The organism is Dickeya sp. NCPPB 3274 (assembly GCF_000406205.1).
Classification (GTDB): Bacteria; Pseudomonadota; Gammaproteobacteria; order Enterobacterales; family Enterobacteriaceae; genus Dickeya; species Dickeya fangzhongdai.
In genome coordinates this window covers 2,954,211-2,978,460 of sequence record NZ_CM001979.1, presented here as the reverse complement: position 1 = coordinate 2,978,460, position 24,250 = coordinate 2,954,211, and the positions used below count along the sequence as shown (strand labels likewise).

Below are 24,250 nucleotides of genomic sequence, written 5' to 3'. Positions count from 1 at the left end.
ATATTTTCTTCGTTTGTGCAAAAATAAAGCATCACCGTGCCTGATGGGTTATTTTTAACGCGGTTGCACCCGACGACTCGCGTAATACCCTAAATAATTTGAGTTGCAGGACAAAACGTATTGCGTTTTGAACAACGCGAAGCGTTGGCCCTTCAGGGCAAGACTCATTTGAGCCTTGTAACGCGGCAAGTGAGTGAATCCCGATGAGCTTACTCAGGTAAGTGATTCGGGTGAACGAACGCAGCCAACACACCTGCAACTTGAAGTATGACGGGTATATACCCTAAATAATTCGAGTTGCCGGTAGATTGGTTGCGCTAATTCATTTCGGTTGCTTATTGATGTGGTGGCCGATTATTCATCCGGGCCTATTTTCCGGTACTTTGGCATCAGCAAAGCATAAATGAAGGTAATACGATGAAATTAATCCCTGACGATAGCTGGCGCTGGTATTTCGATACTGAACAGGCGCGCCTGATGCTCGATCTGGCTAACGGCGTGGTATTCCGTTCCCGTTTTTCTTCCTCAATGCTGACGCCGGATGCCTTTATGCCGAGCGTGTTCTGCGTGGAGGACGCCGCGCTGTTTTTCACCTATCAGGAGAAATGTCAGGCGCTGGCGTTGTCCGCCGAAGCCCGGGCTGAACTGGTGCTGAATGCGCTGGTGGCTAACCGTTTCCTGAAACCAATGATGCCGAAAAGCTGGCACTTTGTGGCTCAGGGCGCGGCCGCATCATCACCGCAAACCGGCGATCAGGTTAGCGTGCAGTTGAATGAACGCCCGGAGGCGGCGAATTTCATGGTGGTGGAAGCCGGGGATAAAGCCAGCCTGTGCGTGCTGGCGCAGGAGCAGTTGGCAATCAGCGGCAAGACCATGCAACTGGGCGACGCCATCAAAATCATGCATGACCGCCTGCGCCCTGTTGCGGACAGGAACGACGAAGCATCGCCGCATTACGCTTTCGCCGGCTAAGAGCCTATCCCCAATAGGGCTATTTTACTTGCCATTTTTGCTCTGGGCAGTGCTCGAAATCCTCACGTACTGCGTGTACGTTCCGGGTTCTCTGCGCTGTCCGAGTCCAAACTGGCTGCGCCAATTACGCCTATTGAGATAGGCTCTACACCCCGGCGAAGCGATACATTCATTACGGCGCCAGTTCATCACGTCACTATTTTATCACGTCACTGATGACTATCAGGCTAGCTGAATATCTCCTGCCGGAATGCAACTGCACGCCAGAATCGTTCCGTCTTCGCTCCGCGCGCTGGCTTTCAGCGGCGACACGTCGCCATCGGTCAACGTCAGTCGACAGCAACCGCACAACCCGGCCCGGCAGGAGTAGGGAACGCGGATCCCCTGTTGTTCCAGCTGTTCCAGCAGGATTTGCTGGTTGTTGCCGGTAAAGCGCTGGCCCTGATACGCTATCTGCACCGCTTTGACGGCACTGGCTTGCGGCGTCAAACTTTCAGTGGTAGCGCCTGCGCCATAAGGCCGCGGCGGTTTGGTGGCAAGAATCTCAATGCCGTCGCCGGCGCGAATGATGCCGCTGTTACGGGCGATCAGATTCATGCCGAAATCTACGTCGCCGTTTTCCGCCGTGCGGTATTGCTGTAGCGTCGCCAGCGGCTCGCCGGACGGATGACGGCGTCCGCGTTCGATGCTCACCGTGGTCAGCACGCAGCGGCTACAGGGCTTGGCTACATCGAACACCACCTCGCCGACCCGCACGGTCTGCCAGCTGTCTTCGGCGTAAGCCTCGGCGCCGCTGACGATCAGATTAGGACGGAACTGCTCGATGCGGATGCCCGCACTGCAACGGCGGCGCAGATCGTCGAATGAGGCGTCGTTGATCAGCAGGAAAGGGTAGCCGTCGGCAAACCCCAGCGGGATATCCGGGCGGCGTTTGACGCGGCGCGACGGTTCCGGCCCTTGCCAGCGCAGTTGCACCGGACGCTGCAGATAATCGCTCAGCCAGCGGTTAACCGCTTCCGGCGCGATGCGGGCCTGAAAATGGTTACCCCAGACTTCGGTCGGCGCGGTGGCGGGGGCGAAATCGTCAAAGCGCACCAGACATGTCCGGCCGTCGGGCGCGGACAGGAAAACGCCATCGTGGGTCAGCGCCGGCGTGAACAGCACCAGTTGCGGAAACTGGCGGGCGGTAATGAAGGTGCCATCGGGCTCGGTGATCATGAAGATGCGGTCAAACGCCAGGCCGCTGTCGCTGGCCATCGCCTGCGACAACTGGATACCGCGCATGGATTTGACCGGGTGAACAAAAAGCCGACTTAACACGACCACGGTGAGGATTTCCTTGCTGACGTAAAGCGGCAACTTTATGACAAGCCGCCGGGATTAGCTATAATGCGCCTCAATTTTCTTTAAGGCTCCCGGTTTTCCTTAGGGTCGCGTGTTTCCAGGGCGCTTTCTGGTTGGGGAGCGTTCTTTATTAAGCTAGTTCTTCATTAAGGTACTAGTTCTTCATTAAGGTAATAGTCGCGATATGAACTCTCTGTTTGCCAGCACGGCGCGTGGTCTGGAAGAATTGTTAAAAAGTGAACTTGAAGCGCTGGGCGCGCAGCATTGCACCGTGGTGCAGGGCGGGGTGCACTTTCAGGGAGACGACCGACTGCTGTACCAAAGCCTGATGTGGAGCCGACTGGCGTCGCGCATCCTGCTGCCGCTTAACGAGTTTAAAGTCTACAGCGATCTGGACCTGTACCTGGGCGTGCAGGCGGTGGACTGGAGCTCGGTATTCAGCGTCAACCACACCTTTGCGGTGCATTTTACCGGCACCAATGACGAGATTCGCAACAGCCAGTACGGCGCGCTCAAGGTCAAGGACGCGATTGTGGACAGCTTTAGCCGCAAAACCGGCCAGCGTCCGGACGTTGCCCGCCAGCAGCCCGATATCCGCATTAATGTGTTTCTGCAACGCGAGAAGGCCAGCGTGGCGCTGGACCTGAGCGGCGAGAGCTTGCACCTGCGCGGTTATCGCGAAATGGCTGGGCAGGCGCCGCTGAAGGAGAATCTGGCGGCGGCGATCGTGTTGCGATCCGGCTGGGAGACCGGCACGCCGATGGTGGACCCGATGTGCGGCTCCGGCACGCTGCTGATTGAGGCGGCAATGATGGCGGCGGATCGCGCGCCCGGTTTGCACCGTCAGCACTGGGGCTTCCTGGCCTGGCAGCAGCATAACCCGACGCTGTGGAAAAGCATCGCCACTGAGGCGCAGGAGCGCGCCCAGGCCGGCCTGCAAGCCACGTCTTCCCGGTTCTTTGGCTCCGACGTCGACCGCCGCATGGTGGACATCGCCAGCGCTAACGCGCGTCGCGCCGGGGTCGGTTCCCTGATTCGGTTTGAATCCGCCGACGCCACGCAACTGAAAAATCCGCTGCCGCAGGGGCCGACAGGTACGGTGGTCAGCAACCCGCCTTACGGTGAGCGTCTGGAGAGCGAGCCGGCGCTGATTGCGTTGCATAACCTGCTCGGCCGCAAAATGAAAAGCGAATTCGGCGGCTGGAAACTGTCGCTGTTTAGCGCCTCGCCGGAGCTGCTCAGTTGCCTGCAACTGCGTGCCGATCGCCAGTTCAAGGCCAAGAACGGCCCGCTGGAGTGCGTACAGAAAAATTACCAACTGGCGGAAAAAGAAAACGGCGCGGAGAACACGGCGACGTTCGCCGAGGACTTCGCCAATCGTCTGCGTAAAAATCTGCGCAAGCTGGAGAAATGGGCCGCACAGCAGGGGATCGAATGTTATCGCCTGTATGACGCCGACCTGCCGGAATATAACGTGGCGGTGGACCGTTACGGCGAGCGGGTGGTGATTCAGGAGTATGCGCCGCCGAAAAGCGTCGATGCGCAGAAAGCCCGCCAGCGGTTGTTTGATGTGATCAACGCCACCCTGAGCGTGTTGGGGTTGCCCGCCAGCCATCTGGTGCTGAAAACCCGCGAACGTCAAAAGGGCAATAGCCAGTACGAAAAACTGGCCGAGAAAGGCGAGTTTCTGCAGGTATCGGAATTCAACGCCAAGCTGTGGGTCAACCTGACCGACTATCTGGACACCGGACTGTTTCTCGATCACCGTATCGCCCGCCGCATGTTGGGCGAGATGAGCAACGGCAAGGATTTCCTCAACCTGTTCGCCTACACCGGCAGCGCCAGCGTGCACGCCGGGCTGGGCGGCGCGCGCTCCACCACCACGGTGGATATGTCGCGCACTTATCTGGAATGGGCGGAGAAAAACCTGCGCCTCAACGGCCTGACCGGTCGCCAGCACCGGCTGATCCACGCCGATTGCCTGGCGTGGATGCGCGAAACCCATGAACAGTTTGACCTGATTTTTATCGATCCGCCGACTTTCTCCAACTCCAAGCGGATGGACGAGTCGTTCGATGTGCAGCGTGACCACCTGATGCTGATGACTCAGCTCAAACGTATGCTGCGCCCCCGCGGCACCATTCTATTTTCCAACAACAAACGCGGATTCCAGATGGATCTGGCCGGACTGGCCGCGCTGGGACTGGAGGCGAAAGAAATTACCGGACAAACCTTGTCGCAGGATTTCGCCCGTAACCGTCAGATTCACAACTGCTGGCTGCTGAAACACGCCGGCGAGGAAAAATAACTACCATGTCATTGATCAGCTTATCCGGCGCCTGGCTGTCGTTCAGCGATGCGCCGCTGTTGGACAACACCGAACTGCATATTGAAGACAACGAGCGCGTGTGTCTGGTTGGGCGCAACGGCGCCGGCAAATCCACGTTGCTGAAAATTCTGGCGAAGGAAATACCGCTGGATGACGGCCGACTGGTGTACGAGCAGGACCTGATTGTGGCGCGTTTGCAGCAGGATCCGCCGCGCGATGTGGCCGGCACGGTGTTCGATTTCGTGGCCGAAGGCGTGGCGGCGCAGGCCGAGTACCTGAAAGCCTACCATGTCGCGTTGCGGCTGGTAGGGGAAGACCCCAGCGAGAAAAACCTGAACCAGTTGGCGAAGATCCAGGACGTGCTGGACCATCAGGGGTTGTGGAAGCTGGAAGACCGCATCAACGAGGTGCTGGAGCAACTGGGGCTATCGGCGGACACGCCGCTGTCGGCGCTGTCCGGCGGCTGGCTGCGTAAAGCGGCGCTGGGGCGTGCGCTGGTCAGCGCGCCGCGGGTGCTGTTGCTGGATGAACCCACCAACCACCTGGATATCGATACCATCGACTGGCTGGAAGGCTTCCTCAAGACGTTTTCCGGCAGCATCGTGTTCATTTCCCACGACCGTTCGTTTATCCGCAATATGGCGACCCGCATTGTCGATCTGGATCGCGGCAAGATGGTGTCCTGGCCGGGTGATTACGACAATTACCTGCTGGGTAAAGAAGAGGCGCTGCGGGTGGAAGAACTGCAGAATGCCGAATTCGACCGCAAGCTGGCGCAGGAAGAGGTGTGGATCCGTCAGGGCATCAAGGCCCGCCGTACCCGTAATGAAGGCCGCGTGCGGGCGCTCAAGGCGATGCGTCAGGAACGCGCCGAACGCCGCGAAGTGATGGGCAGCGCCAAAATGCAGGTGGAAGAGGCGGCCCGCTCCGGCAAGATCGTATTTGAACTGGAAGACGTTCATTATCAGGTGGACGGTAAGACGCTGGCGTCCGGTTTTTCCGCCCAGGTGCAGCGCGGCGATAAAATCGCGCTGGTCGGGCCGAACGGCTGCGGCAAGACCACGCTGCTGAAACTGATGCTGGGGCAACTGGCGCCGACGTCAGGGCGCATTCACTGCGGCACCAAGCTGGAAGTGGCGTATTTCGATCAGCATCGCGCCGAGCTGGATCCGGAAAAAACGGTGATGGACAACCTCGCCGAAGGCAAGCAAGAGGTGATGGTCAACGGCCGTCCGCGCCATGTGCTGGGTTATCTGCAGGACTTCCTGTTTCACCCGAAACGCGCCATGACGCCGGTTAAAGCGCTGTCCGGCGGGGAACGCAATCGTCTGCTGCTGGCCCGGTTGTTCCTGAAACCCAGCAACCTGCTGATTCTCGACGAACCCACTAACGATCTGGACGTGGAAACGCTGGAACTGCTGGAAGAGTTGCTGGAAAGTTATCAGGGTACGGTGCTGCTGGTGAGCCATGACCGTCAGTTCGTCGATAACTCGGTGACCGAGTGCTGGATTTTTGAAGGGAATGGTCTGATTGGCCGCTATGTCGGCGGCTATTATGATGCCCAGCAACAGCGTGCCTCCGCCGCGCCGCTGCGAACGTCAGCATCGGTAAAAAGCGCGCCGCAGAAAGAAAATCACAACAGTGAGAACGCGCAGAGTGCGCCGGCCGCACAGCCAGCTAAACGCGGCGGCGGCAAGCTCAGTTATAACCAGCAGCGTGAGCTGGAACAGTTGCCGCAACGTATTGAATCGCTTGAGGCGGAAATCGAAAACCTGCAACAGCAGATGAACGATCCGGCGTTCTTTTCCCGGCCGCACGATGAAACCCAGCCGGTGCTGACGGCGCTGGCTGAAGCGGAGCAGCAACTGGAAACCTGCTTCGAGCGTTGGGAAACGCTCGAAGCCCAGAAGAATGGCTGAGGTATCGCCGGCGTTGACGGGGAGCGGGGATTTTCTGGCGTAAACGCGGCGCTGGGGCGAGCCTTCGTTGGGTGAACCAAACGGGCATCATTAACCATGAGTTCGAGGCCAGGGCGGGGCGGCGTTTGCGCCTTTTCCTGGCCTGCGATCGTAGTGGTTGCAAGGACGCGGTGGTTGTGAAGAAACAAGCTGGTTTATCTCGCACGCCACCGTGCCGCCATAAATCCAGTATCGACAACATCGTGATTTTTCGTATCAGCCAGGCCACCGGAGGCGGCGAATGTGTGTTCATCACCACCACTATGACCGGCATATGCTGTGTCCGCACTGTGACTTGCTGGTAGAACTGCCGACATTGCATGATGGGCAGCGGGCGGTGTGTCCGCGTTGCAAAACCTCGTTGTCCAGCCGTCAGCGTGAGCCGCGGTGGCGGCCGGCCAGCTTTGCGTTTAGCGCGCTGATCATGCTGCTGTTGTCCATGCTGTTTCCCTTTGTCTCGATGAGCGTCGCCGGTATTCGCAGCGAAATTACCCTACTGGAAATCCCTCGGGTGATGGTGGCGGAAAACTATGCCAGCATGGCGACGCTGTTTCTGCTGTTTGCTCAACTGGTGCCGGCCTGTTCAATGGCGGTGATTCTGCTGCTGTGCCTGCGCGTGCCGCTGCCTGATAACGTGCGGCGTCTGTTCACCAAGACGCTGTTCCAGCTGAAAAGCTGGGGCATGGCGGAGATCTTTCTGGCGGGGGTGCTGGTCAGTTTTGTAAAACTGATGTCGTATGGCGATATCGGTATCGGCGCCAGTTTCATCCCCTATATCGCTTTTTGCCTGTTGCAGTTGCTGACGTTCCAGAGCCTCGATCGTCGCTGGCTGTGGGATGACGTCGCGCCGCCGCCGCCGATGCCGGCGGGGCTGGAAACCGGCCGCAGCGGGCTGGATCAAGGCGTGCGCGCCTGCACCTGCTGTAGCGCTATTCTGCCCGCCGATGAGGTCCGCTGTCCGCGCTGCCATACGCACGGCCATGCCCGGCGGCGTCACAGCCTGCAATGGACGCTGGCGCTGCTGCTGACGTCGGTGTTGCTGTACGTGCCCGCCAACGTGATGCCGATTATGGTCACCGAAGCGCTGGGTCATAGCATTACCTCGACGATCATGTCCGGCGTGATCCTGCTGTGGGATTCCGGTTCGTGGCCGGTGGCGCTGGTGATTTTCATCGCCAGCATCATGGTGCCGACGCTGAAAATGCTGGCGATGGGCTGGCTGTGCTGGTGCGCCTACGGCTCGCGCCGTTACGATACTGAGCGGCTGCATCTGGTGTATGAGGTCGTGGAGTTTGTCGGCCGCTGGTCCATGATCGATGTGTTTGTCATCGCCGTGTTGTCGGCGATGGTGCGTATGGGCCGACTGATGAGCATTTATCCGGCCATCGGCGCGGTGTTGTTTGCCACCGTGGTCATACTGACCATGATTGCTGCGATGACTTTTGATCCCCGCCTGCTGTGGGATCGGCATCACGTGCAAGGAGAGGAGCGTTCCGTTGACGAAAACTAATCAAGGCATGGCGCAGATCGAAAGCATCAAACGCTGGTCGCCGGTATGGATTGTACCGATTGTGACCGTGCTGATTGGCGCCTGGATTCTGTTTTATCACGTGAGTCATCAGGGGCCGGAAATCACGCTGACCACCAGTAACGCCGAGGGGATCGAGGCGGGAAAAACGGCGATCAAGAGCCGCAGCGTGAACGTGGGAGTGGTAGAAAGCGTGATGCTGAGCGAAGACCTGCATCAGGTGGAAATCAAAGCGCGTCTTAACGACGGCATGGATAAACTGCTGGGCAAGGATTCGGCGTTCTGGGTGGTGAAACCGCAGATCGGCCGCGAAGGCGTTTCCGGGCTGGGGACGCTGTTGTCCGGTTCCTTCATCGAGCTTCAGCCGGGGTCCAGCAAGGAAGACAGCCGTGCTTTCAAACTGCTGGATTCGCCGCCGCTGGCGTCGCCTGACGCCAAAGGGATTCGCATCGTTCTCAACAGCGATCAGTCCGGGCAGTTGACCGCCGGCGATCCGGTGCTGTTCCGCGGCTATCGGGTCGGGTCGGTGGAGACCAGCCATTTTGATCCTACGGCCAGAAAGATGCAGTATCAGCTGTTTGTCGCCGCGCCCTATGACCAACTGGTAACGGCGAATGTCCGTTTCTGGAAAGACAGCGGCGTGGCGCTGAATTTGTCCGCGCAGGGGATGCGGGTGGAAATGGGGTCGCTCAGCACCTTGTTAAGCGGCGGCGTCAGCTTTGATGTGCCCACTGGTTGGGAGAAGGGTAATCAGTCCCATGAGCGCGACGAATTCCAGCTGTTTGACAATCAGAACAGTATTCAGGACTCGCTGTATACCGAGTACAAAGAATACCTGCTGTTTTTCGATGAGTCGGTACGCGGTCTGCAGGTGGGCGCGCCGGTCGAATTCCGCGGCATCCGGCTGGGGACCGTCGCCGAAGTGCCGTTCTTCCCGCGCAGTCTGCCGCAAAGTTTCGACAGCGACTACCGCATCCCGGTGCTGGTACGCATCGAGCCGGGTCGGCTGAAACAAGGGCTGCGCGACCAGATCAATCTGGAACAGGAACTGAGCAAGGGCGCCGTATCTGGTCTGCGGGCGTCGATGAAAACCGCCAATCTTCTGACCGGCGCGCTGTATGTGGATCTGGATTTTTATCCGCAGCAGAAAGACCGCGTGACGGCGCTGACCTCGATGGATGGTTATCCGGTGTTGCCGACGGTCAACGGCGGCCTGACGCAGATCCAGCAGAAGCTGATGTCGGTGCTGGATAAAATCAATAATCTGCCGCTCAACCCGATGGTGGAGCAGGCGACGAAGACGCTGGCGGAAAGCCAGTCCACCCTGCGCGAACTGCAGAAAACGCTGGCATCGCTCAACAAGCTCACCAACAGCGAGGCGATGCAGCAGTTGCCGGAAGACTTGCAGCGTACGCTGCGCGAACTGAACCGCAGCCTGCAGGGCGTACAGCCTGGTTCGCCGGCCTATAACCGCATGGTGGGCGACATGCAGCGCCTGGATCAGACGTTGCGCGAATTGCAGCCGTTGCTGCGTACCCTGAACGACAAGAGTAATGCTCTGATCTTCGAGGCACCGGGTGCCCGTGATCCACAACCGAAAAAGGCGAAACCATGATGAAAGGATGGCCGTTGTGGCTGGTGTTGTTGCTGGGCGCCTGTAGCAGCCCGCAGAAAGTCTATTATCAACTGCCTGTCGCCACACAGAGCACCAGTCTCTCGGTTGCGTCGACCGAAGGGCGCCAACTGTGGGTGGCCCCGGTCACCCTGGTGGATTCGCTGGCAGGGAACGGCATCGTGTTCCAGACTTCGGCGGTGCGTTACACCATCGCGGCCAATAATCTGTGGGCCAGCCCGCTGGACCAGCAGTTGCAGCAGGCGTTGGTGGCGTCGCTGCGCAACGGCCTGCCGGGCTGGCATGTCGCCGCTACCGGCGCCGCCAGCGATAGCGCCTCCAGTTTGCAGGTCAATGTGACGGCGTTTCAGGGGCGGTTCGACGGCAAGGCGGTGATTCGCGGCGAGTGGGTGCTGAAGGGGAGTAAACACGTCGTCACCCAGTCGTTCAACATCGAAGTGCCGCAGGCCGAAGACGGTTATGACGCGCTGATCGGCGCGCTTGGCAAGGGCTGGCAGCAGGTGGCGGAGCAGGTGCGTCAGCGCCTGCAGGCGGGCGTCTGATACCTACTTAACGTGGAAGCCGGACCGCTTTTATACCCGTCATACTTCAAGTTGCAGGTGCGTTGGCTTTCCTCGCTCACCCCAGTCACTTACTTGAGTAAGCTCCTGGGGATTCGCTGCGTTGCCGCCTTCCCGCAACTCGAATTATTTAGGGTATATACCGGGATGAATTGAGTTATAGCAAATACCTCTGGATCCTGTTTTTGTGATCGCGATCGGGTTCCAGGGGTTTTGTTTTTGTCTCAGCCTGTTAGGCCAAAATGTGGCTTTGTCTCACAGAAAATTCTTTATTCTGGTTCACAAATATGACAATGGCGTGAATTTTGCGCCTTGATCTTCGCCTCCCGAATGGCTATTCATAGGGTGTGGTTGCGCGAAAAGTAACCACTGTTTTCTTTCCACCAGAGTCGAAATGAGGGAAACAAGGCATGAAGAGACAGAAAAGAGATCGTCTGGCACGGGCGCATTCACGGGGCTACCAGGCTGGTATCGTTGGCCGGTCCAAGGAGCTCTGTCCTTATCAATCGATCGATGCCCGGTCTAACTGGTTGGGAGGTTGGCGAGAGGCCATGGAGGACAGGGCGGCGATTGCCTGATCGCACCTTGTCAATCGAAAAGGGAACGACCTCCGCCGCGGCGGAGGTTTTCTTTTTCAGAGCGGGACGATACGCCGAATGGCTTTTCGTCAGTCCGCAAAACGGCTGTCCACCGCATCCGCCAGCATGGACAGCAGACGTTCGCTGTCCTGCCAGCCGAGGCAGGCGTCGGTAATCGACTGACCGTAGGTGAGTTGATCCGGATGGTGCAGCGGCTGAGTGCCTTCCACCAGAAAACTTTCCGCCATTACGCCGGCGATAGCGCTGGCGCCGCTGCGAATCTGGTCGCATACCGCCTGCGCTACGGTCAACTGGCGCTGGAATTGCTTCTGACTGTTGCCGTGGCTGAAATCCACCACCAGCCGTTCCGGCAGCGCAAATTCCCGCAGCGCGGCACAGGCTTCGGTAATGTGCTGCTCTTCGTAGTTGGGCGTTTTGCCGCCGCGCAGAATGATATGACCGAACGGGTTGCCGTGGGTCTGGTACACCGTCATGCGGCCGTGTTTATCCGGCGACAAAAACATGTGGCGCGCCCGGGCGGCGCGGATGGCGTCAACCGCGATGCGGACGTTGCCGTCGGTGCCGTTCTTGAATCCCACCGGACAGGAGAGGGCGGAGGCCATTTCCCGGTGGATCTGGCTCTCGGTGGTACGCGCGCCGATCGCCCCCCAGCTAATGGTGTCGGCGATATACTGCCCGGTGACGATATCCAGAAACTCGGTGGCGGTCGGCAGGCCGAGCGCGTTGATATCCAGCAACAGCTGGCGCGCCTGCGTCAATCCCTCATTGATCAGGAAACTGCCGTTGAGCAGCGGGTCGGCAATCAGCCCTTTCCAACCCACCACGGTGCGCGGTTTTTCGAAGTAGGTTCGCATCACGATTTCCAGCCGGTGCTGGTAGGTGGTGCGCAATACCGCCAGCCGCTGGGCGTATTCTCTGGCGCTATCAATATGGTGAATGGAACACGGGCCAATGATCACCAGTAAACGGCGGTCTTGCCCGGAAAGAATGCGTTCTATGCGTGCGCGCGAGGCGATGACGGTGTCGGCGACATCCGGCGTGAGAGGAAGTGCGGTCAACAGTTCATGGGGCGTCATCAGACTGGCAAGTCGCTCACTGCGCAGCTCATCAGTTGGTTGCATGTGTAGTCTCTGAATGTACGTGGCGCCTATCCCGTTAGGTATAGGCTTTTTTATGAATAACCATCAGGTCTGGCAGAAAGCGCGGGGAGGTGGCCGTGGGGCCACCGATATTTTTCCGGGTCCGCCTGGCCGCGATGGCGATAGTCTATCACAGCCAACCCCTTACTCCGATGAGTGAAAACAGCTAATACATACGTCGATTTATGCCCATCAGGTCGATAATGCGGGCGGAAATCTCTTCCACCGAATAATTAGTGGTGTTGATGTAACGGATTTGATGACGGCGGAACAGCGATTCCACCTCGCTCAGTTCCATGCGGCATTGTCGCAGCGAGGCGTACCGGCTGTTGCCGCGCCGCTCTTCACGAATGGCCGCCAGCCGCTCGGCGTCGATGGTTAGGCCGAACAGCTTTTGCTGATAAGGCTTGAGCGCTTCCGGCAGCAGCAGGTTGTCCATATCGTCGGCGGTGAAGGGATAGTTGGCGGCCCGGATGCCGAACTGCATCGCCAGATAGAGGCTGGTCGGGGTTTTGCCGCAGCGGGAGACCCCCAGCAGGATCACCTGCGCCTGATCGAGGTTGCGCAACGAAATGCCGTCGTCGTGAGCCAGCGTGTAATCGATCGCGGCGATACGCGCGTCGTATTTGATCAGGTTGTTGGCGGTCAGCCCGTGGGTGCGGTTGGCCACCGGCATCGGCGAAACGTTCAGTTCCTGCTGCAACGGCGCCACCAGCGCCTGCACGATGTCCTGACAGAATCCTTCGCTGCCGACGATGATATCGCGGATAGCCGGCGTGACAATCGAATAGAACACCAGCGGGCGCACGCCATGCTGACGGTACAGGGTGTCGATCTGCTCGCGGACGGCCGCCGCCCGGGCTTCGTTATCGACGAACGGCAGGGTATAACTGACGGTGCTAACCGGAAACTGGGACATCACCGCGTGACCGAGCACTTCCGCCGTAATGGCGGTGCCGTCGGACACATAAAATACGCTTCTTTCCATACAGACTCCTCCAATGCCTTCGCTGGCTATCATAAGACTTTTGTGCCGGAAATCAGGTGTTTCCTGACATTTTTATTAAAACGTCATTTCATTATCTTCATGATTACGATGGTATTATTCTACAATATTGGGATTTTTCTGACTTTTGGCAATCCAAAACCATGAATTCCTCTTTTTTTCACCAGGTTGATCGATTCACCTTTCCGTCCTTTTTGAAACCCTGTGCTACGCTCATAAAGCCGAAACTCATTCATGGCGAAATATTTAACACCCTAATTCTTTACACCGAAACTGTATGCAAAAAGGATTATTTTCGATGTCTAACAACGGCCCTGATATGCGTAATGTCCTGTGGTATAACCAGCTTGGTATGCACGACGTTGAGCGGGTGGGAGGCAAAAATGCCTCTCTGGGGGAAATGATCACCAATCTGTCGGAACTTGGGGTGTCGGTTCCGAATGGTTTTGCGACAACCGCCCAGGCGTTTAATGACTTTCTCAACCAAAGCGGCATCAACCAGCGGATCTATGAACTGCTGGACCGTACCAATGCCGACGATGTCAGCCAGTTGGCCAAAGCCGGCGCGCAGATCCGTCAGTGGGTCATCGACACGCCGTTCCAGCCGGAGCTGGAGCAGGCAATCCGCGACGCGTACCAGCAACTGGCGGACGGCGAGCCGGACGCGTCGTTCGCGGTGCGTTCTTCCGCCACCGCGGAAGATATGCCGGACGCCTCCTTCGCCGGCCAGCAGGAAACTTTCCTTAACGTACAGGGTATTGATGCCGTGATGGTGGCGGTCAAGCATGTGTTTGCTTCGCTGTTCAACGATCGCGCTATTTCCTATCGCGTGCATCAGGGCTATGACCACCGCGGCGTGGCGTTGTCCGCCGGGGTGCAGCGCATGGTGCGTTCCGATCTGGCGTCTTCCGGCGTGATGTTTACGCTGGATACCGAGTCGGGCTTCGATCAGGTGGTGTTTATTACCGCCGCCTGGGGGCTGGGCGAGATGGTGGTGCAGGGCGCGGTCAACCCGGATGAGTTTTATGTACACAAACCGACGTTGCTCAGTGGCAAACCGTCGATTGTGCGCCGCAATATGGGATCGAAAAAAATCCGCATGGTGTACGCCGCCACGCAGGAGCACGGCAAGCAGGTGCGGGTGGAGGATGTGGAAGAGGCGCAGCGCACCCGTTTCTGTCTGAGCGATGATGAAGTGCAGGCGTTGGCGCATCAGGCGTTGCTGATTGAAAAACACTACGGCCGCCCGATGGACATCGAATGGGCCAAAGACGGCCACACCGGCAAGCTGTATATCGTGCAGGCGCGTCCGGAAACCGTACGTTCCAACGGCCAGGTGATGGAGCGTTATCATTTACCGGCCGGCGGCAAGGTGCTGGTGGAAGGGCGTGCTATCGGCCATCGCATCGGCGCGGGCGAAGTGAAGATCGTCCATGACATTAGCGAAATGCATCGGGTGAATGCCGGCGACGTGCTGGTAACCGACATGACCGACCCGGACTGGGAACCGATCATGAAAAAGGCGGCGGCGATCGTCACCAACCGCGGCGGGCGGACCTGTCATGCGGCGATCATCGCCCGTGAATTGGGCATCCCGGCGGTGGTGGGCTGCGGCGACGCCACCGAGCGGCTGCAAAGCGGCCAGAAGGTGACGGTATCCTGCGCCGAGGGCGACACCGGCTACGTCTATCAGGACCTGCTGGATTTCACCGTGAAAAGCTCGCAGGTGGATGCCATGCCGTCGCTGCCGCTGAAAATTATGATGAACGTCGGCAACCCGGATCGGGCGTTCGATTTCGCCTGCCTGCCCAACGAAGGGGTGGGGCTGGCTCGGCTGGAGTTCATCATTAACCGCATGATCGGGGTGCATCCGCGCGCCTTGCTGGAGTTTGAACAGCAGACGCAGGAACTGCAGCGCGAAATCCGTATCCTGATGCAGGGATACGACGACCCGGTCGAGTTCTACATTGAACGGCTGAAGGAAGGCATCGCGACGCTGGCGGCGGCATTCTGGCCGAAGCGGGTGATCGTGCGTCTGTCCGACTTCAAGTCCAACGAGTACGCTAACCTGCTGGGCGGTGCTCGCTACGAGCCGGAAGAAGAAAACCCGATGCTGGGCTTCCGCGGCGCCGGTCGTTACGTGTCGCCGGACTTCCGCGCCTGCTTTGCGCTGGAGTGCGAAGCAGTGAAACGGGTACGCAACGACATGGGGCTGAGCAACGTGGAAGTGATGATCCCGTTTGTGCGCACCGTGGCGCAGGCGCAGGCCGTGGTGGCCGAGCTGGCCAGTCAGGGGCTGAAACGTGGCGAGAACGGTCTGAAAATCATCATGATGTGCGAAATTCCGTCCAACGCGCTGCTGGCGGAGGAATTCCTGCAGCATTTCGACGGTTTCTCCATCGGTTCGAATGACATGACCCAGCTGGCGTTGGGGCTGGACCGCGACTCCGGCGTGGTGTCTGAACTGTTCGACGAGCGCAATGACGCGGTGAAAGCGCTGCTGGCGATGGCGATCCGCGCAGCGAAAAAACAGGGCAAGTACGTCGGGATCTGCGGTCAGGGGCCGTCGGACCATGAGGATTTTGCCGCCTGGCTGATGGATGAAGGCATCGACAGCCTGTCGCTGAACCCGGATACCGTGGTGCAGACCTGGCTGAGTCTGGCTGAGAAACGCTAAGCCGTTATCCGTCTATTCGGCGTTATTGAGATACCCACCGCCCGCCGCACTGCGCCGGGCGGTTTTTTTACGCCCGCGTTTGGTGAAGTGGGATAAGACGAGCGAAGAAGAAGACGGGAGACAAAAACGGAGCCGGCGCACCAGCGGGAGAAAGAGGGAAAGCAACAGATAAAAAAAAGCCCACCTCAGGGGATGGGCAAAGACTACACACAGCAATTCGTTACTAGCTCTGACGAGGAGAAACCTCACTGACAAACATTACGTTAACAATAGCTCCGGGTATGAATACTAGGTTTTGGGGCGATCGGAGTCATTAGGAATCATCCTAATGGTTAATTATTTTTGAATAATAGATTTGTCATGCAAGAATTTTTGTCAGGAAAACTGATCTAATAGCAGATTAACTGCCATAAATGATGAAGATCGGCTGAGAGGTTTCCTAAAAGTATAAAATTATCTTACATATTAGGACTAATCCCGATGCGTGATGCACCGGGAAATGGATGTGAAAATCAGGGTTTTTTGTGATGGTGGGAAATAGAGCGGATCGGCGGCGGCTCCGGCGACTCTTTCATCCAGGCCGACAGCAGACGATAAGATACCGCCAGCACTACCGGACCGATAAACAACCCGATCATGCCGAATGCCAGCAGGCCGCCGATCACGCCGGACAGAATCAGCAACATCGGCAAATCAGCGCCCATACGAATCAGCAACGGGCGGATGATGTTGTCCAGCGTGCCAACCACGCAGCTCCAGATCAGCAGGATGGTGCCCCAGGTGGTATCGCCGCTCCAGTAAAGCCAGATAATGGCGGGAATCAGCACCGTCAGCGGGCCGATTTGCGCCACGCAGGACAGAAACATCAGCACTGTAAGCAACGTGGTGTAGGGAATCCCTGCCAGCGCCAGACCAATGCCGCCCAGCACCGACTGCACAATCGCCGTCACTACCACCCCGAGGGCGACCGCCCGGATGGCTTGCGCCGCCAGAATCACCGCCGAGTCGCCGCCCTGACGCCCGAGGCGAATGGCGAAACGACGCACGCCCAGCGCGACCTGATCGCCCTTGCTGTACAGCAGCACGCTGAACAGCACCATCAGGGCGCAGTGCATCAGGAAACGGCCGATATGCGCCGCCTGCGATACCACCCAGGAGGCGGTCTGGCCGATATAGGGCTGGATTTTGGCCATCAGCGCCGGACCGCCGCTGTGCGCCAGTGAATACCAACTGCTGTGCAGCTTGGCGCCCACCAGCGGGATGGACCGCAGCCAGTCCAGCTCCGGCGGGGTAATCCGCCCCTGCGCGCCGATCCAACTGATCAGATTCGAGGCATTGTCAATCACGCTACTGACCAGAATCGAGGTCGGGAACACAAACAGCAGCACCAGCAGCACGGTCATGACCAGCACCGCCAGCGAGCGGGATCCCCAAAGTATCTGCTGCAAACGGATTAACAGCGGCCAGGTGGCGATGACCACCATACTGGCCCAGGCAAAGCCGAGGATAAACGGTTGCACCACCCAGAAACAGGCAATAATCAGAATACCAATAAACAACAAGCTGAACAGGATTCGCGCGAGGTCGAATCGCTGTGACTGAGATTGTTTCATCAAGAGAGGTTACCTCGTTAATTCAGGCGACAGGCCTAATGCAAAATGATGAAAACGGGGCTGGCTGTCGTCCCTGATGGCTGATAATGCAAAGGATTTGAGCCAGAATTTATCATGCGTGATTTCCGCCGGTTTGCACAGTGATTCCTGACCGGGAGGGCGAATCGTCAGCGTTATGCCGCGGGCGCGCCAGCCGCCGCAACCCTAAGTTTTTATTGATCCATTAACGCACAGCCGGGGGAAATGTGATAAAACGAAGGGGCCGCGGATGGCCGACGCGTCGCCTGCCGGCATTTGGTTTATTGGCAAACACCTCTCGCACGAACAGGGTCAACACATAATGATCCCACAGATCACACAAGCGCCGGGAATCGTTCAACCGGTGCTGAGCTTTTTGGAAGCCTTGAAGCAAAACGGTTTTACCGGCGATATCGCCACCCAGTACGCCGACCGCCTGACGATGGCGACGGATAACAGTATCTATCAACTGCTGCCGGACGCGGTGGTTTTTCCCCGCTCGACCGCCGACGTGGCGCTGCTGGCCCGTCTGGCTGATGAGGAGCGCTTTCGCGAGCTGGTCTTCACGCCGCGCGGCGGCGGCACCGGCACCAACGGGCAGGCGCTCAATCACGGGATTGTGGTGGATATGTCCCGCTACATGAACCGTATTCTGGAAATCAACCCGGAGCAGGGCTGGGTACGGGTGGAAGCCGGGGTTATCAAGGATCAACTGAACCAGTACCTCAAGCCGTTCGGCTACTTTTTCGCGCCGGAGCTGTCTACCAGCAACCGCGCCACGCTCGGCGGCATGATCAATACCGACGCCTCGGGGCAGGGCTCGCTGGTGTATGGCAAAACCTCGGACCATGTACTGGGGCTGCGCGCGGTGCTGCCGGGCGGCGAACTGCTGGATACCCAGGCGATGCCGGTGGCGCTGGCGGAACAGCTGGCGCAGGACGATTCGCCGATCGGTCGCATTTATCACACCGTATTGCATCGCTGCCGTGAACGCCGTGAGCTGATTATAGAAAAGTTCCCCAAACTGAACCGTTTCCTGACCGGTTACGACCTGCGTCATGTTTTCAGCGATGACATGCAAACGTTTGACCTGACTCGCATCCTGACCGGCGCCGAGGGGACGCTGGCGTTCATTACCGAAGCGAAGCTGGATATCACGCCGTTGCCCAAGGTGCGGCGGCTGGTCAACGTCAAATATGACTCGTTTGATTCCGCGCTGCGCAGCGCGCCGTTCATGGTGGAGGCGCGGGCGCTGTCGGTGGAAACGGTGGACTCGAAGGTGCTGAATCTGGCGCGCGAAGACATCGTGTGGCACTCGGTCAGCGAACTGATTACCGATGTGCCCGGCGAGGAGATGCTGGGGCTGAACATTGTCGAGTTCGCCGGCGACGACGAGCCGCTTATCGACGGCCAGGTGGCGTCGTTGTGCGAACGTCTGGATGGGCTGCTGGCTGCCCGCGAGGCAGGGGTGATCGGTTATCAGATTTGCCGCGATCTGGCGGGCATCGAACGTATTTACGGCATGCGCAAGAAAGCGGTCGGCCTGCTGGGCAACAGCAAAGGGCTGGCGAAACCGATTCCGTTTGCCGAAGACACCTGCGTGCCGCCTCAGCATCTGGCGGATTACATCGCCGAGTTCCGCGCGCTGCTGGACAGTCACAGTTTGAGTTACGGCATGTTTGGTCACGTGGACGCCGGTGTGCTGCATGTGCGTCCGGCGCTGGATATGTGCGACCCGCAGCAGGAAGTGCTGATGAAGCAGCTGTCCGATCAGATCGTGGCGCTGACCGCCAAATATGGCGGTTTGCTGTGGGGCGAACACGGCAAAGGTTTCCGCGCCGAATACAGCCCGGCATTCTTCGGGCCGGAGCTGTATGAAGAGTTGCGCCGGGTCAAGGCGGCGTTCGACCCGGACAACCGCCTTAACCCCGGCAAGATCTGTGCGCCGCTGGGAGTGGACGCGCCGATGATGCAGGTGGATGCGGTGAAACGCGGCACCTACGATCGGCAGATTCCGCTGACGGTACGCACCGCGTACCGCGGCGCGATGGAGTGTAACGGCAACGGCCTGTGCTTCAACTTCGATACCCGCAGCCCGATGTGTCCGTCGATGAAAATCACCGGCAACCGTATTCATTCGCCCAAAGGCCGCGCCACGCTGGTGCGCGAGTGGTTGCGACTGTTGTCGGAACAGGGGGTGGATCCACTGGCGCTGGAAAATGCGCTGCCGCATCAGCGCGTCAGTTTCCGCGGACTGATCGCCAAAACCCGCAACACGCTGGCTGCGCGTCAGGGCGTGTATGACTTCTCGCATGAGGTCAAAGAGGCGATGTCCGGCTGCCTGGCCTGCAAAGCCTGCTCCACCCAGTGCCCGATCAAGATTGACGTTCCCGGTTTTCGCGCTCGTTTCCTGCAACTGTACCACACCCGCTATCTGCGTCCGGCGCGGGACTATCTGGTGGCCGGCGTGGAAAGCTACGCTCCGCTGATGGCGCACAGCCCGAAGACCTTCAACTTTTTCCTGCGCCAGCCGTGGGTGAATGCGGTCAGCCGCAAGTTCATCGGTATGGTGGATTTGCCGTTGCTGTCGACGCCGTCGCTGCGCCGGCAATTTGTCGGCCACCGGGTGATGACCACCACGCTGGAACAACTGGAGCAGATGTCGCCGCAGGCGCGTGCCGATCATGTGTTGATCGTACAGGATCCATTTACCAGCTATTACGACGCGCAGGTGGTGGCGGATTTTGTCCGGCTGGTGGAAAAGCTGGGGTTGCGACCGGTGCTGCTGCCGTTTTCGCCGAACGGCAAGCCGCAGCATATCAAAGGATTCCTGCAGCGCTTTGCCAAAACCGCCGGTAAAACCGCGGAATTCCTCAACCGGGTGGCCCGCCTTGGGCTGCCGATGGTGGGGGTGGATCCGGCGCTGGTGCTGTGTTATCGGGATGAGTACCGGGAAGTGCTGGGCGATCGGCGCGGCGATTTTCAGGTGCAACTGGTGCATGAGTGGTTGACGGCGCTATTGACCAGCCGCGACGATCGCGCGCCGGCGCTGCGCGACGATCCGTGGTATCTGTTCGGTCACTGCACCGAAACCACGGCGTTGCCGGTCAGCGGGCAACAGTGGTCGGCCATTTTTGCCCATTTCGGCGCCCGGCTGGAAAACGTCAGCGTCGGCTGTTGCGGCATGGCGGGTACTTACGGCCATGAGAGCCGTAATCTGGCGCACTCTCAAGGAATCTATGCTCTCTCCTGGCAGCCGTCCCTGCAACGGTTGCCGCAGGCGCGCTGTCTGACCACCGGCTACTCCTGCCGCAGTCAGGTTAAGCGTATGGAAGGGCGTGGGTTGAAACATCCGTTGCAGGCGTTGCTGGAGCTGGTGTGATGCTGTGGAAACGTACCGTAGATATTGAGCAGTTGAATCAGATGGCGGTGGGCGGCATGGCCGGTCATATCGGCATCCGCATGACGCGCCTGACCGACGATACGCTGGAAGGCGTGATGCCGGTGGATCATCGCACGCGTCAGCCTTTCGGGCTGCTGCATGGCGGCGCATCGGTGACGCTGGCGGAATCGCTGGGGTCGATCGCCGGTTATCTGTGTTCGGAAGGCGAGCAGCGGGTGGTGGGGGTGGAAATCAACGCCAACCACCTGCGCGCGGTAACGGAAGGCGAGGTGCGCGGCGTTTGCCGCGCGCTGCACACCGGCAAACGGATGCAGGTCTGGCAGATTGATATTTTTGACAGCCGGGATCGGTTGTGTTGCACCTCGCGGTTGACTACGGCGGTGATCACGCCGGATGCCTGATCTCCCGCCAATCGTTACGCTGCTGTCGGGCACCCGGCCCGGCAGCCTCTCTTCAGGGTATATACCCAAAATAATTCGAGTTGCAGGAAGGCGGCAAGAGAGTGAATCCCGATGAGCTTACTCAGGTAAGTGATTCGGGTGAACGAACGCAGCCAACACACCTGCAACTTGAAGTATGACGGGTATAAACCTTCAGGGGATAAACGCCACTCGCTGCATAAAATCGGTTTGGAAAGCGGTGGCTTTGTCCCAACTGCCCATCAGGCTGAACTGGGTGCAGATGCGCTGCAACGTCTGGCGCGCAAAGTAGTAACTCTGCACCCGGAACAGGTGGTCGCGCTCGGCATTGTTGATTTCATGAATCAGACGCTGGTGGATCTTGATCAGGCTGAACAGGTAACTGTTTTCGTCGCCCTGCTGCTGGCTCAGCTCCGCCATTTGGACACCGGTCAGGTAGTAGTGCCGCAATTCGCCAATCTCGCCGTCATCCCGCTCCAGCGATAATTCCGCCAGATAAAATTCCATCGTGGCATTACGCAATTGCCGCCGGTAGTCATCGATTTGCGTCTGCAACCAGGCTCTGAACGGGAACATGACCGGCACCTCATACATTAAATAAGAATCATTATCATATTTTTAAGCGCTCCATCATGCAACGCTTCCGGTGCGTATTCGCCGGTAAGAGGCGATCGCGATCGCATTTTCTGCATGAAACGTGCTGAATTTATCATCGTGTGCGCGCAGCGGAGAATTTTTGGCATGGCAGGGGCGTTCAGAAAATAGACTGATTCAGGGGTGTTATACTGATGATAAGAAAATGTTGATAGCAATAACAGGCAAAACCATAGGTATAAATTATCAAGGTTTGCTATATCAATAGTCAGTTGTTGGTTTTTGGGGCAGTGAGCGCCGAAAATACCGGTTGCAAATGGAACGTCCTGGAGCCGGTAACCGGGAAAAGCCCCACAATCATCCGGGAAAAGCCCCACAATCATCCGGGAAAGCCCCCACAATCACCCGGTTGATGTAGTAATAATTATCATTAACATTGTGTGAGTTCTGACAGTATAGATATCCGAATTGATCAACCAGCAGGAAACGGATGTCATGCGGTCGGTATCACAGCCCGCCGTGCGGGGGGCAATAACAGCAAGCGAGGTGATCCCGATGCAAACGCACGATGTAGAAACTTTTTCACTGGACGAACAGGCATGGCAGGGATTGACGCTGACCGATAGCGCCGTAGCCCATATCAGTAACCTGATGCGGCGGGATGAATCGATGCAGGGCATCCGGCTGGCGGTTAAGCAATCGGGTTGTGCGGGGTTTGGTTACGTACTGGAGCTGGTGCATCAGCCTGACCCCACCGATCTGCTCTATCAGCGCGAAGGCGCGCGATTGTTCATTCCGCTCAAGGCGATGCCGTTTCTCGACGGCACGGAAGTGGATTTTGTCCAGGAAGGCATCAATCAGGTATTCAAATTCAACAATCCCAAAGCCCGGCATGCCTGTGGGTGTGGCGAAAGTTTTGGGCTTTAAGCGGCGACACGATTATGGCGCGTAGTAATGTAGACGTATCCGACGATGTCCAGACCTGGCTCGATGACGGCCGTTATAAAGAGGGCTTTTTCACCGAGCTGGCGATGGACCAACTGGCCCACGGCATCAATGAAGACGTGGTGCGGGCGATTTCCGCCAGACGCAATGAACCGGAGTGGATGCTGGAGTTCCGGCTCAGCGCCTACCGGGCCTGGTTGCAGATGGAGGAACCGCACTGGCTGAAGGCGCATTACGAGCGGCTGAATTATCAGGACTACAGCTATTACTCCGCGCCTTCCTGCGGGCAGTGCGACGACAGCTGCGGTTCCCAGCCGGGCGCGCAGCAGCAGCCGGCCGGCGATGTCGCCCACAATAATTACCTGACCCGCGAAGTGGAGGACGCTTTCGACAAGCTGGGCGTACCGGTACGGGAAGGCAAAGACGTGGCGGTCGACGCCATTTTCGATTCGGTGTCCGTCGCCACTACCTATCGGGATGAACTGGCGAAGCAGGGCATCATTTTCTGTTCGTTCAGCGAAGCGATTCAGGAACATCCGGAACTGGTGCGCCAGTATCTGGGCACGGTGGTGCCCGCCAACGACAATTTCTTTGCCGCTTTGAACGCCGCGGTGGCTTCGGACGGCACCTTTGTCTACATCCCGAAAGGGGTGCGCTGCCCGATGGAGCTGTCGACCTATTTCCGTATTAACGCCGCCAAGACCGGCCAGTTCGAGCGCACCATTCTGATTGCCGACGACGACAGTTATGTCAGCTATATCGAGGGCTGTTCGGCGCCGGTGCGCGACAGTTATCAACTGCATGCGGCGGTGGTGGAAGTGATCGTCAATAAGAATGCCGAAGTGAAATATTCCACGGTGCAGAACTGGTTCTCCGGCCAGGGCAGCGAAGGCGGCATTCTCAACTTCGTGACCAAACGCGCGCTGTGCGCCGGCGACCATTCGCGCATGTCGTGGACGCAATCGGAAACCGGGTCGGCGATCACCTGGAAATACCCGAGCGTGATCCTGCGCGGCGACTACTCGGTGGGCGAATTCTTCTCGGTGGCGCTGACCAGCGGCCACCAGCAGGCGGATACCGGCACCAAGATGATTCATATCGGCAAGAACACCCGGTCGACCATCATCGCTAAAGGAATTTCCGCCGGACACAGCGAGAACACCTATCGCGGGCTGGTGAAGATCATGCCCAGCGCCACCAATGCGCGCAATTTCACCCAGTGCGATTCGATGTTGATCGGCGGCGACTGCGGCGCGCACACCTTTCCCTACGTGGAGGTGCGGAACAACAGCGCGCAGCTGGAACACGAAGCCACCACTTCGCGCATCGGCGAGGATCAACTGTTCTATTGCCTGCAACGCGGTATCAGCGAAGACGACGCTATCTCGATGATAGTGAACGGTTTCTGCAAAGACGTGTTCTCGGAGCTGCCGCTGGAGTTCGCGGTGGAAGCCCAGAAATTGCTGTCCATCAGCCTCGAACACAGTGTGGGTTGATGATGCGCCAACACCAC

Annotated in this window: 18 protein-coding genes and 1 other RNA gene; 12 read left to right on the top strand and 7 right to left on the bottom strand. The window is 58.4% G+C overall.

Features of this window, described 5'->3' with window-relative positions; genetic code table 11:
* Positions 1-417: 417 nt before the first annotated feature.
* The gene (locus DXX3274_RS13305) at positions 418-972 is read left to right on the top strand and encodes a cell division protein ZapC (protein WP_042860161.1); all 555 of its coding nucleotides are present in this window, start codon (positions 418-420) and stop codon (positions 970-972) included.
* 222 nt (positions 973-1,194) lie between these two features.
* On the opposite strand, the gene DXX3274_RS13300 is transcribed toward DXX3274_RS13305, so the two are convergent.
* Positions 1,195-2,298 (bottom strand): YcbX family protein, encoded by a 1,104-nt coding sequence (locus DXX3274_RS13300; protein WP_042860160.1) that lies wholly within the window; start codon positions 2,296-2,298, stop codon positions 1,195-1,197.
* Between the two features lie 202 nt (positions 2,299-2,500).
* On the opposite strand from DXX3274_RS13300, the gene rlmKL reads away from it, so the two are divergent.
* From rlmKL to rmf, 6 genes are all read left to right on the top strand, one after another.
* A complete protein-coding gene (rlmKL, locus tag DXX3274_RS13295; RefSeq protein WP_042860159.1) occupies positions 2,501-4,624 on the top strand; it encodes a bifunctional 23S rRNA (guanine(2069)-N(7))-methyltransferase RlmK/23S rRNA (guanine(2445)-N(2))-methyltransferase RlmL in 2,124 nt (707 codons plus the stop codon).
* A gap of 5 nt (positions 4,625-4,629) precedes the next feature.
* Positions 4,630-6,564 carry an ABC transporter ATP-binding protein gene (locus DXX3274_RS13290; protein ID WP_042860158.1) on the top strand — a complete coding sequence of 645 codons (1,935 nt, stop codon included), beginning with the start codon at positions 4,630-4,632 and terminating at the stop codon, positions 6,562-6,564.
* 280 nt (positions 6,565-6,844) lie between these two features.
* Complete coding sequence (pqiA, locus tag DXX3274_RS13285; RefSeq protein ID WP_071603955.1) at positions 6,845-8,113, top strand: membrane integrity-associated transporter subunit PqiA; 1,269 nt, start codon at positions 6,845-6,847, stop codon at positions 8,111-8,113.
* Positions 8,100-9,746, top strand: a complete 1,647-nt coding sequence (gene pqiB / locus DXX3274_RS13280) for an intermembrane transport protein PqiB (protein WP_042860157.1) — start codon at positions 8,100-8,102, stop codon at positions 9,744-9,746. The genes pqiA and pqiB overlap by 14 nt, the downstream gene beginning before the upstream one ends.
* A complete protein-coding gene (pqiC, locus tag DXX3274_RS13275; RefSeq protein ID WP_042860156.1) occupies positions 9,743-10,306 on the top strand; it encodes a membrane integrity-associated transporter subunit PqiC in 564 nt (187 codons plus the stop codon). Before pqiB ends, pqiC begins: the two co-directional genes overlap by 4 nt.
* 428 nt (positions 10,307-10,734) lie before the next feature.
* Positions 10,735-10,902 (top strand): ribosome modulation factor, encoded by a 168-nt coding sequence (gene rmf / locus DXX3274_RS22895; protein WP_012769408.1) that lies wholly within the window; start codon positions 10,735-10,737, stop codon positions 10,900-10,902.
* Between the two features lie 89 nt (positions 10,903-10,991).
* Here the strand turns inward: rmf and DXX3274_RS13270 are convergent, their stop codons facing one another.
* Both DXX3274_RS13270 and DXX3274_RS13265 read right to left on the bottom strand, forming a co-directional pair.
* Complete coding sequence (locus DXX3274_RS13270; RefSeq protein WP_042860155.1) at positions 10,992-12,044, bottom strand: 3-deoxy-7-phosphoheptulonate synthase; 1,053 nt, start codon at positions 12,042-12,044, stop codon at positions 10,992-10,994.
* 184 nt (positions 12,045-12,228) lie between these two features.
* Complete coding sequence (locus DXX3274_RS13265) at positions 12,229-13,050, bottom strand: pyruvate, water dikinase regulatory protein (RefSeq protein WP_038668134.1); 822 nt, start codon at positions 13,048-13,050, stop codon at positions 12,229-12,231.
* Between the two features lie 316 nt (positions 13,051-13,366).
* Here DXX3274_RS13265 and ppsA point away from each other — a divergent pair, with 316 nt between their 5' ends.
* Positions 13,367-15,745, top strand: coding sequence for a phosphoenolpyruvate synthase (gene ppsA, locus DXX3274_RS13260; protein WP_042860154.1), 2,379 nt, complete (start codon positions 13,367-13,369; stop codon positions 15,743-15,745).
* A 168-nt stretch (positions 15,746-15,913) separates the two neighbouring features.
* Here the strand turns inward: ppsA and rprA are convergent.
* An RNA gene (gene rprA, locus DXX3274_RS22890) (antisense sRNA RprA) lies at positions 15,914-16,024 on the bottom strand.
* Between the two features lie 233 nt (positions 16,025-16,257).
* Positions 16,258-17,361, bottom strand: a complete 1,104-nt coding sequence (gene ydiK / locus DXX3274_RS13255; protein ID WP_042860153.1) for an AI-2E family transporter YdiK — start codon at positions 17,359-17,361, stop codon at positions 16,258-16,260.
* A 337-nt stretch (positions 17,362-17,698) separates the two neighbouring features.
* Here ydiK and DXX3274_RS13250 point away from each other — a divergent pair, with 337 nt between their 5' ends.
* Both DXX3274_RS13250 and DXX3274_RS13245 read left to right on the top strand, forming a co-directional pair.
* The gene (locus DXX3274_RS13250) at positions 17,699-20,758 is read left to right on the top strand and encodes an FAD-binding and (Fe-S)-binding domain-containing protein (protein WP_042862114.1); all 3,060 of its coding nucleotides are present in this window, start codon (positions 17,699-17,701) and stop codon (positions 20,756-20,758) included.
* Positions 20,758-21,180: a hotdog fold thioesterase gene (locus DXX3274_RS13245; RefSeq protein ID WP_042860152.1), complete on the top strand. Its 423-nt coding sequence runs from the start codon at positions 20,758-20,760 to the stop codon at positions 21,178-21,180. Before DXX3274_RS13250 ends, DXX3274_RS13245 begins: the two co-directional genes overlap by 1 nt.
* 192 nt (positions 21,181-21,372) lie before the next feature.
* On the opposite strand, the gene DXX3274_RS13240 is transcribed toward DXX3274_RS13245, so the two are convergent.
* Together DXX3274_RS13240 and DXX3274_RS13235 are read right to left on the bottom strand one after the other, a co-directional pair.
* The gene (locus DXX3274_RS13240; protein WP_042862113.1) at positions 21,373-21,774 is read right to left on the bottom strand and encodes a hypothetical protein; all 402 of its coding nucleotides are present in this window, start codon (positions 21,772-21,774) and stop codon (positions 21,373-21,375) included.
* 17 nt (positions 21,775-21,791) lie between these two features.
* A complete protein-coding gene (locus DXX3274_RS13235; protein WP_042860151.1) occupies positions 21,792-22,175 on the bottom strand; it encodes a hypothetical protein in 384 nt (127 codons plus the stop codon).
* 172 nt (positions 22,176-22,347) lie between these two features.
* Here DXX3274_RS13235 and sufA point away from each other — a divergent pair, with 172 nt between their 5' ends.
* Together sufA and sufB are read left to right on the top strand one after the other, a co-directional pair.
* Positions 22,348-22,719, top strand: coding sequence for a Fe-S cluster assembly scaffold SufA (gene sufA, locus DXX3274_RS13230; RefSeq protein ID WP_042860150.1), 372 nt, complete (start codon positions 22,348-22,350; stop codon positions 22,717-22,719).
* Between the two features lie 14 nt (positions 22,720-22,733).
* A complete protein-coding gene (sufB, locus tag DXX3274_RS13225; RefSeq protein ID WP_042860149.1) occupies positions 22,734-24,233 on the top strand; it encodes a Fe-S cluster assembly protein SufB in 1,500 nt (499 codons plus the stop codon).
* The last annotated feature ends 17 nt before the right edge of the window (positions 24,234-24,250 follow it).